This is a genomic window from Paraburkholderia sp. BR10141 (genome assembly GCF_056155635.1).
Genome location: NZ_JBMIQH010000004.1, coordinates 353976 through 365030, shown reverse-complemented (window position 1 = coordinate 365030; position 11055 = coordinate 353976). Strand labels below are relative to the sequence as shown.

At 66.6% G+C, this 11055-nt stretch carries 11 protein-coding genes; 1 reads left to right on the top strand and 10 read right to left on the bottom strand.

Annotated features, from left to right (window positions below):
* Positions 1-19: 19 nt before the first annotated feature.
* The 5 genes from ACOJB8_RS08240 to ACOJB8_RS08220 form a co-directional block, all read right to left on the bottom strand.
* On the bottom strand, positions 20-751 hold the full coding sequence (locus ACOJB8_RS08240; protein WP_475012047.1) for an aquaporin: 732 nt from the start codon (positions 749-751) through the stop codon (positions 20-22).
* A gap of 238 nt (positions 752-989) precedes the next feature.
* Positions 990-1673 carry a response regulator gene (locus ACOJB8_RS08235; protein WP_368605872.1) on the bottom strand — a complete coding sequence of 228 codons (684 nt, stop codon included), beginning with the start codon at positions 1671-1673 and terminating at the stop codon, positions 990-992.
* Between the two features lie 26 nt (positions 1674-1699).
* Positions 1700-2488, bottom strand: coding sequence for a response regulator transcription factor (locus ACOJB8_RS08230; RefSeq protein ID WP_342949498.1), 789 nt, complete (start codon positions 2486-2488; stop codon positions 1700-1702).
* Positions 2485-3126: a response regulator gene (locus ACOJB8_RS08225; RefSeq protein ID WP_406952600.1), complete on the bottom strand. Its 642-nt coding sequence runs from the start codon at positions 3124-3126 to the stop codon at positions 2485-2487. Before ACOJB8_RS08225 ends, ACOJB8_RS08230 begins: the two co-directional genes overlap by 4 nt.
* A gap of 157 nt (positions 3127-3283) precedes the next feature.
* Positions 3284-4606 carry an MFS transporter gene (locus ACOJB8_RS08220; RefSeq protein WP_342949500.1) on the bottom strand — a complete coding sequence of 441 codons (1323 nt, stop codon included), beginning with the start codon at positions 4604-4606 and terminating at the stop codon, positions 3284-3286.
* A gap of 137 nt (positions 4607-4743) precedes the next feature.
* Here ACOJB8_RS08220 and ACOJB8_RS08215 point away from each other — a divergent pair, with 137 nt between their 5' ends.
* Positions 4744-5619 (top strand): LysR family transcriptional regulator, encoded by an 876-nt coding sequence (locus tag ACOJB8_RS08215; protein WP_368682798.1) that lies wholly within the window; start codon positions 4744-4746, stop codon positions 5617-5619.
* 11 nt (positions 5620-5630) lie between these two features.
* On the opposite strand, the gene ACOJB8_RS08210 is transcribed toward ACOJB8_RS08215, so the two are convergent.
* The 5 genes from ACOJB8_RS08210 to ACOJB8_RS08190 all read right to left on the bottom strand — a co-directional run bounded on the left by ACOJB8_RS08210 (position 5631) and on the right by ACOJB8_RS08190 (position 10945).
* Positions 5631-6602: a threo-3-hydroxy-L-aspartate ammonia-lyase gene (locus tag ACOJB8_RS08210; protein ID WP_475012044.1), complete on the bottom strand. Its 972-nt coding sequence runs from the start codon at positions 6600-6602 to the stop codon at positions 5631-5633.
* Positions 6599-7267, bottom strand: a complete 669-nt coding sequence (locus ACOJB8_RS08205) for a helix-turn-helix transcriptional regulator (protein ID WP_324162487.1) — start codon at positions 7265-7267, stop codon at positions 6599-6601. Before ACOJB8_RS08205 ends, ACOJB8_RS08210 begins: the two co-directional genes overlap by 4 nt.
* A 154-nt stretch (positions 7268-7421) precedes the next feature.
* Positions 7422-8444, bottom strand: a complete 1023-nt coding sequence (locus tag ACOJB8_RS08200; protein WP_368618137.1) for a 2Fe-2S iron-sulfur cluster binding domain-containing protein — start codon at positions 8442-8444, stop codon at positions 7422-7424.
* Between the two features lie 16 nt (positions 8445-8460).
* A complete protein-coding gene (gene hcp, locus ACOJB8_RS08195) occupies positions 8461-10122 on the bottom strand; it encodes a hydroxylamine reductase (protein WP_475012041.1) in 1662 nt (553 codons plus the stop codon).
* Positions 10123-10402: 280 nt separating this feature from the next.
* The gene (locus tag ACOJB8_RS08190) at positions 10403-10945 is read right to left on the bottom strand and encodes a single-stranded DNA-binding protein (RefSeq protein WP_069265232.1); all 543 of its coding nucleotides are present in this window, start codon (positions 10943-10945) and stop codon (positions 10403-10405) included.
* Between the last annotated feature and the right edge of the window lie 110 nt (positions 10946-11055).

Sequence of the window (11055 nt, the reverse complement as noted above, 5' to 3'; positions counted from 1 at the left end):
GCGCACGGCAGACTTGATTTCAGACGCCGTCGCGAGATGACGTGGTGCAAATGCGCGAGCGCCGGCTCCCGAGGCGGTAAATCACGCCAGCCGCGGCGCCCCCCAGCAACGGCGCCGCCCAGAAGAGCCAGAGCTGATCGAGCGCCCATTCGCCGACGAACAGCGCGGGGCCGGTCGAGCGCGCCGGATTCGCGCCGCCGTTGCTCACCGGGATGGCGATGAGATAGATGGCGGCAAGGCAGGCTCCAACGGCGAGCGCCGCAGTCTTGCGGCGTGCGACCGTGCTCGACATCAGCAGATGGAAGAGGACGAACACGAAGGTCGCCGACAGTTCCAGCAGGAATACGGCAGCGAGGGCGTAGCCGGTCGGCGAATGATCGTCATAGCCGTTGCTGCCGAGGTCGGACGCCGCGATGGAAAAACCCGGGCGCGCGCTCGCCACGCGCAAGAGCAAGGCCGCGCCGAGAACGGCCCCGATGGTTTGCGCCGCGAGGTAGGGCCCGGTATCGCGCACCGGAAAGCGCCCGGAGAACGCGTAGCCAATCGTGACGGCGGGATTGAAATGGGCGCTCGCCGCGCGCGCGGCGGCGTAGTTCGCTAACGTGAGCGCGAGCCCGAATGCTGCGGCCATCTCGAAAACGTTGAAGCCCTGGGAGGGCGGGCTCGCGTTGAGCGCCGTGGTTGCGCAACCCGCGAACACGAGCCACGCGGTGCCCGCGCCCTCGACCGCTAAACGCCTACCGTGCTTCATCGTTTCATCTCCACATCCGGCCTGCATCGCGGCCCGGGTCTGACCTGGCCGTCGTTCGAACGCATTCCCAGGGTCGGCAATATCTGACGAGCGATGCGTCGAGCTTGGAATTATGGAGAGACGATTCCTGCAATCAGATAGGAGAACTCTTAAAACTCCGGCCGCATTGCGCTACACACGGCGAGAGAAAATCCGGCGATCGAAGGACTAATTTAGGGACGCGCCGCCTGACGATGGATCAGGTCAGCCCCACCTGCATGGCGAAATCGCTCAGATCGCGCTCCGTGACGAGCCCCAGCTTGCGCATCGTGCTGCGCTTTTGGGCGCTGATCGTTTTGCCGCTACGCTGAAACCGCTGCGCAATCTGGTGCACCGACATACCCTGCGCGTAAAGCTGGAAGACCTCCCATTCGCGCACGCTCGGCACACCCGAGCAGGGGGCGCACGCGGCACCCGCGCTCGCGAGCGTTGCGCGTGCATGGCTTGAGAGAAACGGCGTGCGCTCGCGAGCGGCGGCAACGGCGAGCAGGAGATCGTGCGTGACGTCGCGCTTGTCGACGATGACGTTCAGGCCGTGATGCATCAGGCCTGTCAGGATGGGCGGCGTCGACACCATGCTCAGGACGACGACGCCAGGCGTGCCTCGTGTTTGCGCGAGGCGCCGCAGCAGGGTGAGAGAGCCATATTCGCCGTCCAGCCCCGGCATGCAGAGATCGGAGATGACGACGTCGCACTCAGTCGTATCGAGTTGCGTGGCGAGCTCGAGCGTGTTGCCGGCTTCGCCGACGACAAGGGCTCGATCCGTTGCGCGCAGCAGACTGGCCACGCCGAGCCGGATGCACGCGTGGTCGTCGGCAACGATCACGCGCAGCGGCTTGCCCGTGTGAAGCGCGTCTTCTCGACCGACCCGGATAGCGTGCATGGGAGACCTCGCGTGCGAAGAACCGTTCAGGTTTGCTCGCCCTGCGTCACGCCGCATTCGACCGCGAAGCGATAGAGCTCGATATCGTTGCCGAGTGCGAGCTTCTTCATCGCCGCGCACTTTTGCGCACTGATCGTCTTGACGCTGCGCCCGAGCAGACCTGCGATTTCCGTTACGCCGAGCCCCGTTGCATAGTGCGTGATCACCTCGAATTCACGCCGCGTGAGAATGCGGTGCACCTCTTCGCGCCGCTCGGCGCGCGCCGCTTCCGTGAGCAGGTCGCGTACGACTGGCCCGATGTATTGCTCATGCGCCATCGCCGACAGGATCGCAACCGGGATCAGGTCGATGCGGTCGCGCTTGCTGAGCACCGCATCCACTTCCATGTCGAGGGTCTTGCGCAGCACCGAGGCCTCGCTTTCCATGGTGAGGACGACCACGGCCTTGTGCGGGAACCCGGCGCGAAAGGCGCGGATGGCTTCGAGCCCGTCCAGCTCGCCGGGCAACGCCATGTAGAGGTCCATCAGCAAGAGGTCGAACGCATTGCGGGCCGCGACTTCGAACAGCTCGGGCACGCTGCGCGCACACGCGACGACCTGCACGTTGGGATAGCTGGTGAGCATGCTGTCCAGCGCATGCACGACGAGCGGATGGTCGTCGGCGATGATCACGCGTACGGGTGCCGCGAGGTCGGCCGTATCCGTCATGTTGCGTGCCGCGAGGCAGGCGCGCTGTTCGTCGTGGTCGCGCATGGCGCGCTGGGAAGCGGTCGCCGCAGCGGCATGATCCGGCAGTGATGAGGGAGGCAGGTTCATAGAAGTCCGTACGCCCTGACATAGGCGAAGAGTCCCGCGTCGTTACTGATGCCGAGCTTCGCCATGGCGTCACGCTTCTGGCAGCTCACCGTGCGCACGTCGCGGCCGAGGGCGCGCGCAATTTCCGTGATCGAGCCGCCGCTCGCGAATTTGCGGACCACCTCCGATTCGCGCGGCGTCAAACGCGGCAAACACAGGTCGGAAGGTCCGCCGGCGGCCGCGAGTTCGCGCTCGATGGCCGGGCTGAGATGGGCGAGACCCTGGGCGGCGCCGCGCACGATGGCTGCGAGATCGTCCATCGGCCCGGTTTTGCGCAACATGGCGACAACGCCCGCGTGCGCCACTGCGCGCAGGAGGACGGCGTTCGCAACCCCGGTCAGCACGACCACGGCGATATGCGGCCAGTCGCGGCGCAAACGCTGCACGAGGCGCAGGCCGTCCTCCGCTTCGCCGGAGACAGGCGGCATAGTGAGGTCAGTGATCACCACGTCGCATGGGACGGCTTCGAGCGTCTGCAACAACTCTCGCGCGCCGCACGCTTGCCCCACGACCTCGATATCGTCTGCTGCAAGGAGCACCGAGCGAACGCCGAGCAGAACGAATGGATGATCGTCGGCGAGGACGATACGTAGCTTCACACTGAATCTCCTTCGAGGCGGATCTGCGTGGAAGCGATGCGCCGCATGAGCGCATCGGCAACCAGCAACATCGACAAGGTGTTCATCTGACCATTGAAAGGCCGCCGTCGAAATCGGAGATTTCCGAAACGTTAAATATGGCTTGTGTTCCGTACGGTCAAACCGCGGCGCGCGCGCGAGTGCGTTGTCGACGCTCGCCAGTGCGCATCGCGTCGCTGCGCTCGCGCGGCGCCGCGAATGCGGGCCATGCCAGCGCGGCGCAGAGCGCGGCCGCCGCCCAGACCGCCGGCCACCCGAACCACGACAACAGCAGCGGGATCGCCGAAGGCGCGACGAAGAACGCAAGGAATGCGCCGGTATTGCCCATGGCGAGTGCGGTTCCCACGCGACCGTTGCCCGCGAGCGTCGCGAGTTCGGTGAAGGCAACGCCATGCCAGGCGGAAGCGGCGATACCGCCAGGCACGATCACCACGGCAAGCAGGGTGACGAACGCTGCGCTTGCGCGATGCGCTGGCGACGCAAAAGCCGTCAACGCGGCAAGCACGACGAACAGCGCGACGGTGAGCGCCGCGCAACCGCGCAGCCAGATGCGCCGGTCGCCGTGCCGGTCTGTCCAACGGCCGCCGTACACACGCATGAAGGCCGCGCCGCCCTGCACGGCCGCAAGCGTCGCGCTGACTGCTGCGGTACCCGCATGGCCGACGTCATGCAGGAAAATGCTCGCGAACGAGAGCACCGCCACCTGGGGAACGCACAGCACGCCAATGCCGGTCACCATGCGCCACACGGTGACGCTGCGCAGCGGTGAGACGGCGCGTTGTGCCTGTCCGAGCGCCTCGTGAGCGACGAGTGGCGCCTGCGCGGCGTCCTGTTCGTGCGCGGGTTCATGCAACCAGACGATCGTCAGCACGGTGGAGACCACACACATCGCCGCGAGCGCGCCGTACACGGCTGCGAATCCCGCATGCTCGGCGAGCGCGGGCAGCACGAGCGCTCCCAGCCCGCCGCCGGTTGGCACGGCCGTTTGGCGGATGCTCATCGCGAGGCCGCGCTCGTGGGTGGCGAACCACGCCATCACCGCACGCCCGCTCGAGCCGTTCACGCTTCCGCCAAGCAGGCCGAGCGCGAGCAGGCCTACCGCGAGCACCGTGCCGCTGGGCGTGTGCGTGCCCGCCGGTGCGCCCCAGAGCGCCATCGCGACGAGGGCGAGCGCTGTCGTGGAGAGCCCCGTGAGCAACACGCGCCGGTCGCCCCAGCGATCCGTCAGGAGTCCCCAGGGAAGCTCGCTCAGCACGATGCCCAGTCCCAGCATGCCGAGCACGACACCCAGTTCCCCGGTACCGATACGGTAATCCGACCGGATCAAGACGCCCGTTGCGGGAATGCCGCCGAGCGCTGCCGCAAAACTCGCGTTGGCCGCCACGCCCACCGCGAGCACTTTCCAGCGGTGTGCCGCGCCCCGCGTCGTACTGCGTCCCATGATGATCTCCAGAAAACGGTTGACTGAGGGCATCGTAGAGGCGCACCATCTATCGGAAAAGCGGGAAATTCCAATCCGTATATTCGGAATTTCCGAATCATGGAATTGCATGAAACGCATCTGATCAAGCCGAATCAATGAACGCACGCGGTTTCGATCTCGCGCAGTTGCGCACGTTTATCGCCGTGACAGAAGCGGGCAGTGTCTCTGCGGGTGCCGAGCGGGTGTTCCTCTCGCAGTCGTCGGTGAGCGAACAGCTCAAGAAGCTCGAAGAGCGCGTCGGCCAGCCGCTTTTCGTGCGCAGCAAGCAGGGCATGTCCGCCACACCCGCGGGCGCGAAGCTGCTCGACCACGCACGCCGCATCGTCGCGCTTTGCGACGCCGCCTTCGACGACATGCTCGGCCGCACGCTCGACGGCGAAGTGCGCATTGCGATCACGGACTATTACCGGCCGCACGACGTCGCCGAGATCATCCGGCGCTTCGCGGTCCAGCATCCGCGCCTGCGTCTGCATGTGACCGTGCTGCCGAGCGCCGTGATCGACAGCAGCGCCGACGATAACGCCTACGACATCGGCTTGTCGCTGCGGCTGGTGGAGGAAGGCCGCAGCACGCACAAGAGCACGTCGATACGCCGCGAAAAACTGGTGTGGGTGGGCGCGACGCAAACGCTGCGCGAGCGGCCCGCGCTCACGCCGCCCTGGCCGCTCGTGCTGCTGCCGGCGACCTGCCAGTTGCAGCGCCGTGTCGTGAGGTTGCTCGACGAAGCGCGCATGCCCTATCTGATCTCGCATTCGGCTTCGGGCGTGGCCGGGCTGCAGCTCGCGCTCAAGGCGGGGCTGGGAATCTCGTGTCTGAACGAGTCGTCGATCGGCGAAGGACTGATGCCCTGCCCGGCTTCATTCGGCTTGCCTGCACTGCCCGCGGCCGAATTTCATTTGCTGCCGGGCCGGCCGGGCGAGTCCGCGCACGTGACGAACGCGCGCGCGGCGCTCGCGCAACTGCTCGCTTGAGTTCAGGCGCTTTAGCCTGCGGCCTGAACCAGTTCGGCGAAGCGCAGCAGGTCGACGTTGCCCCCGGAGATGAGCACGCCCACGCGCTTGCCGCGCACGTCCACCTTGCCGTGCAGCACCGCCGCCGCCGCGAGGCAGCCGGTGGGTTCGACCACGAGCTTCATGCGGTTCGCGAAGAACTTCATCGTATCGACGAGTTCCGCGTCGCTCACCGTGACGATCTCGCTCACGCGCTCGCGAATCACCGCGAAGGTCAGGTTGCCGAGATGCTGGGTTTGCGCGCCGTCGGCAAGGGTCTTCGGCGTGTCGATGTGGACGATCTCGCCCAACTGCAGGCTGCGCTGACCGTCGTTGCCGGCCTCGGGCTCGACGCCGATCACCGTGCACGCGGGCGAGAGGGCATTCGCGGCGGTCGCACAGCCCGACAGCAGCCCGCCCCCGCCAAGCGGGGTGAGCAGCATGTCGAGCTCGCCCGTTTCCTCGAACAACTCCTTGGCGGCCGTGCCCTGCCCGGCCATCACGTGAGCGTGGTCGTACGGCGGAATGAGTGTGAGGCCGCGCTCGGCCGCAAGCCGTTTGCCGAGTGCCTCGCGGTCCTCGGTATAGCGATCGTAAAAGACGACCTCGCCGCCATAGCCGCGCGTGGCCTCGACCTTCACGGCGGGCGCGTCGTGCGGCATGACGATCACGGCCTTCACGCCGAGCAGACGCGCCGACAGCGCGATCGCCTGCGCATGGTTGCCCGACGAAAACGTGATCACGCCGCCCGCCTTCTGCTGCGGCGTGAACTGCGCGATCGCGTTATAGGCGCCGCGGAACTTGAACGCGCCCATGCGCTGCAGGTTCTCGCATTTGAAGAAAAGCTGCGCGCCCGTGCGTTCGTTCGCGGTGCTGGAAGTCAGAACCGGCGTGCGGTGCGCGACGCCACGCAGGCGTTCGTGGGCGGCGGCGACGTCTTCGAAGGTAATAGGCAGAGTGCTCATGGTCGTTCTTCGGCTGGCAGGTAGGTGTAGACGGTCGAGCGCGCCACGCCGAGCGTGGTGGCCACGTCGGCGAGCGCATGACGCAGGTTCAGCATTCCGTTTGTCGCGAGCTCGCGCACGGCCTCACGGCGCTGCGCGAGCGTCATGCCGATCGGTGTGGTGTTGCGCGTGGCAGCGAAGCGTTCGAGCGCCTCGCGCACACAGCCCACGCCGCGCGGTGCGAGCGTTTCGGCGACGGGCGCAGCCGCGCTCGTCTGGATCAGCTGGCCGAGGCCCGCCGTCACCGCGCCGATCAGCGACACATCCATGTTCAGGCAGAGGGCCGCGACGTACTCGCCCGCGCTGTTCTTCAGGCCGATGGATGTGCTCTTGGCCGGACGCCCGTCGGGAAAGCGGTTCGGATAGTTGGCCACGACTTCGGGAAAGCCGGAGTCGGTGATGCGCGCGAGGCCCATTTCGGTGGCGGCGTCGCCGACTTGCCGTCCTGACAAATTGTTCGCGATCGCCACGACCGAGTGCTCGGGCCGCGTGAGGTCGTGCAGCACGACCTCGACGAGCGGCGCGAGCGTCTGCCCGAGCGCCGCGACGATCTTCTCGCCTTCGCGCAGGAGCAGCGCATTTTCGTCAGTGGAAAGGCCGGAACGGGTTTTTCGGGTTGGCATCATGATATTGGACATTTTGACAGTTAATGACTGAATGTCAATCGCTTGAACAGATCGCTCGGAAGTGCCGTGCATGGCCGCCCGAGACGCGAAAAAAAACCCCGCCCGAAGGCGAGGTCAATCAGACACGAAGAAACACGACTCACTGCATTGCTGCTCAGACCGTGAAGCGTTCGCTCACGAACTGCGTGGACGGCACGCGTGCGCGCGCCGCCACCGCCTGCGCGGCGCTCACCATCGCGGGCGGACCGCAAACGTAGAGTTCGGGTGCCGCGCCAGCGTCTGCCAACGCGGCGGCGAGCGCGTCGACAGGGGTGCTGTGCGAGCCCTGCCAGCCATCGCCCGCTTCGCGCACGCAAAGCTCGACATGCAGTTGCGGCAACGCCTCCCGAAGTGCGTCCAGTTCGTCGAGCAGGAAAAGTTCGCTCTCGCGATTCACGCCGTAGAAGAGCCGCGCGTCGTTCATTTCCCCGAATTCGGCCATGCGGCGCAGCATCGAGAGCACGGGCGCGAGACCCGTGCCGCCCGCCACGAACCAGCGCGGGCGCAGACTGTCGGCGATCAAACCGAAGCCGCCCTGCGGGCCGTGAACGGTGAGCACGTCGCCCGGCTGCGCTCGCTCGCGCAGATACGCCGAAAACTCGCCTTGCGGCCGCAGCCGGATCAGGAACTCGAGACGCCCCTCCCAGTTGCTCGTGTTGGCAAGCGAGAACGGGCGCTTCACGCCGCCCTTCGGCAGCTCCAGCTCCGCGAACTGGCCCGCTTCGAACTCGGCGGCGCTGCCGCTCGTGTCGTCGGCGTCGAGCAGCAGTTCGAGACGGCGCGTGTCGTCGGCGATCGTGTCGAGCGCGGCGATGCGCGCCGTGCGCGCGGCGACCGGCTGCAGCAGCACCTTCGTGCCGTCGTACGGCGCGGCGACGCGCAAGTCTGCCGAAGGTCTCGTGCGGCACAGCAGAACCGCGTGCGGGTCGCCGGACGGCAACGCGTCCGCACTGTGGTCGCCAAGCGTGTACGCGCCTTCAGTCACGGTGGCGTGGCACGCGCCGCAGCTGCCGCGCCGGCACTGCGAGGGCAGCGTGATATCCGCCGCCGCCGCCGCGCTCAGCACGTCCTGCCCCGGCTCGCACGCGAAACCGAACGCCTGGCCGTCGCGCGTGGTGAGCTCGATTTGATAACTCATGACCTTTCACCCGCGCTCAAGCGGCCTTGCGAGCGAGCGCCGCGGCGAGGTCCGCCTGCGCCTCGCCGATCGGCGAAATGCCGAACTGCTCGACGAGGATGTCGAGGACATTCGGCGTGAGGAAGGCGGGCAACGTCGGTCCGAGATGGATGTTGCGCAGGCCGAGCGCGAGCAGCGTGAGCAGCACCGCGGCGGCCTTCTGCTCAAACCACGACACCACGAGTGTGAGCGGCAGATCGTTCACCCCGCAGTCGAAGGCCTTCGAGAGCGCGATCGCGATCTGGATCGCCGAATAGCTGTCGTTGCACTGGCCCAGATCGAGCAGGCGCGGAATGCCGCCGATGTCGCCGAACTGGTGACGGTTGAAGCGGTACTTGTTGCAACCGAGCGTCATGACGACGGTGTCGCCGGGCGCGCCCTGCGCGAACTCGGTGTAGTAGTTGCGGCCCGGCGCGGCGCCGTCGCAGCCGCCGATCAGGAAGAAGTGGCGGATCTGTCCGGCCTTCACCGCGTCGATCACCTTGTCGGCCACGCCGAGCACCGTATTGCGCGCAAAGCCGATGGTGATGGTTTCCTCCGGCGTCGTTTCGCGGAAGCCCGGCAGCGCGAGCGCGGCCTGCACGACCGGCGCGAACGCGTGATGCTCGAGATGGCGCACGCCGGCCCAGCCTACCGGCCCTGTCGTGAAGATGCGCTGGCGGTACTGCGGCAGCGGCTCGATCAGGCAGTTGGAGGTCATCAGGATCGGGCCGGGGAAATGAGTGAAGTCCGATTGCTGGTCCTGCCATGCGCCGCCGTAGTTGCCTGCCAGATGCGGATAAGCCTTGAGCTTCGGGTAAGCATGCGCGGGCAGCATTTCGCCGTGCGTGTAAATCTGCACGCCGGTGCCCTGGGTGGCTTCGAGCAGCGCCTCCAGATCGCCGAGGTCGTGGCCCGAAACCAGGATGGCTTTGCCCGCCGCGGGCGTCACGCGCACGGCAGTGGGTTCGGGCATGCCGAAGCGGCCCGTGTTTGCCGCATCGAGCAGTTCCATGACCTTGAGGTTCAGGTTGCCGAGGGCGAGCGCATGTTCAAGAAGATCGCCGGCCTGCGTGGGTTCGCTCGCGAGAAACACGAGCGCCGCCTCCACGCCCGTGTAGACCTCTTCGCTCTCGTATCCGAGCACGCGCGCGTGATGAGCGTAGGCACACACGCCTTTGAGGCCGTAGAGCACGAGGGCGCGCAAGCCCACAACGTCCTCGCCTACCTTCGGCAGCCCGGCCTTGATGCCGACGAGCGCGGCCTGCGCCTGCAGTTCGGCGAGGTCGTTGCCCGGTTGCCAGAGCGCGGCGCCGCCCGGCTGCGCATTGGCGACGCCGTGCGCGAGCGCCTCGCAGGTCGACTTCACGCGATCGCGGTGTTGCGCTGCCTCGCGCAGCATCGCCACGAAACGGCTGGCGTTGAAATTGACGTTGGTGAGCGTTGTGAACAGCGCGTAGAGCATGAAGCGGTCGGCTTCGCGATCGGGGCTGCCGAGGCCGCGCGCGAGCGCGCCATACTGTGCAATGCCCTTGGCCGCGTAGATCAGCAGGTCCTGCAGATCCGCAGTCGTGGCGTCCTTGCCGCAGTTGCCCTTGGCCGAGGCACAGCCCGGTATGGCCTGGGTGCGGTCGGTCTGTTCACATTGATAGCAAAACACGGTTTACTCCTTTTCCTTGTGGGGTGACGGCGCGAGCCGTCTTGTAAGATGCAAAATCAATGCATCTTTTAAATGGTCGCGCGCCGGCGGGAGTTTTGCCGTGACAAAAATCAGAAAACGTGTCGCTTGAGGCGGAGAATTGACTGTGTGCGCGAAAACGTCGCAGCGGGTCGGCGCTCGACTCGCGTGGTTCGCTCGGTCCGCACGCACAAATGAAAAACCCCGCCTCGACCGCAAGGTCGAGCCGGGGCTTCAGGTCCTGCCGATCTGTTCGAACGCTTTAGAACGGAATATCGTCGTCCATTTCATCGAAGCCGCCGCCAGCCGGCGCGTTCGAACGGCCGCCGCCTGCGCCGCCGCCGGCACCGCCACCGCTCGAACGCGGCGCGCCGCCACCGCCCGAAGCACGGCCGCCGCCGCGCGGTGCGGACTGCTCACGGCTGTAGCCGCCGTCGTCGCCCATGTCGCTGCCCATCGAGGCGCCGCCGCTGCGGCCGCCCAGCATCTGCATCTGGTCGGCGACGATTTCCGTCGAGTAACGGTCGGTGCCGTCCTGCGCTTGCCACTTGCGCGTGCGGATGCGGCCTTCGATATACACCGACGAACCCTTCTTCAGGTACTCCGAGACGATCTCGGCCAAGCGCCCGAAGAACGACACGCGGTGCCATTCGGTCATTTCCTTGAACTCGCCGGACGCCTTGTCCTTGTAGCGGTCGGTCGTGGCGAGGCGAATGTTCGCCACGGCGTCGCCGCTCGGCAGATAGCGCACTTCCGGATCGGCGCCGAGGTTGCCGACGAGGATCACCTTGTTCACGGATGCCATGAATTTCTCCTGTTTGATTCCGTTGCGAGGAGCGGCCGCGCGGTGCGCGCCGGCGAGCGCCTGATGTGTCATGCGCCTTCGCCGGTCGCGGACCGCCTCCGCGAATTGCG

Excerpts from the sequence above, each read along its gene's own strand:
- ACOJB8_RS08190 (WP_069265232.1), bottom strand. The coding sequence starts at position 10,945 with ATGGCATCCGTGAACAAGGTGATCCTCGTCGGCAACCTCGGCGCCGAT.
- ACOJB8_RS08205 (WP_324162487.1), bottom strand. The coding sequence starts at position 7,267 with ATGATGCCAACCCGAAAAACCCGTTCCGGCCTTTCCACTGACGAAAAT.
- ACOJB8_RS08220 (WP_342949500.1), bottom strand. The coding sequence starts at position 4,606 with ATGGGACGCAGTACGACGCGGGGCGCGGCACACCGCTGGAAAGTGCTC.
- ACOJB8_RS08240 (WP_475012047.1), bottom strand. The coding sequence starts at position 751 with ATGAAGCACGGTAGGCGTTTAGCGGTCGAGGGCGCGGGCACCGCGTGG.
- ACOJB8_RS08210 (WP_475012044.1), bottom strand. The coding sequence starts at position 6,602 with ATGAGCACTCTGCCTATTACCTTCGAAGACGTCGCCGCCGCCCACGAA.
- ACOJB8_RS08200 (WP_368618137.1), bottom strand. The coding sequence starts at position 8,444 with ATGAGTTATCAAATCGAGCTCACCACGCGCGACGGCCAGGCGTTCGGT.
- ACOJB8_RS08235 (WP_368605872.1), bottom strand. The coding sequence starts at position 1,673 with ATGCACGCTATCCGGGTCGGTCGAGAAGACGCGCTTCACACGGGCAAG.
- ACOJB8_RS08230 (WP_342949498.1), bottom strand. The coding sequence starts at position 2,488 with ATGAACCTGCCTCCCTCATCACTGCCGGATCATGCCGCTGCGGCGACC.
- ACOJB8_RS08215 (WP_368682798.1), top strand. The coding sequence starts at position 4,744 with ATGAACGCACGCGGTTTCGATCTCGCGCAGTTGCGCACGTTTATCGCC.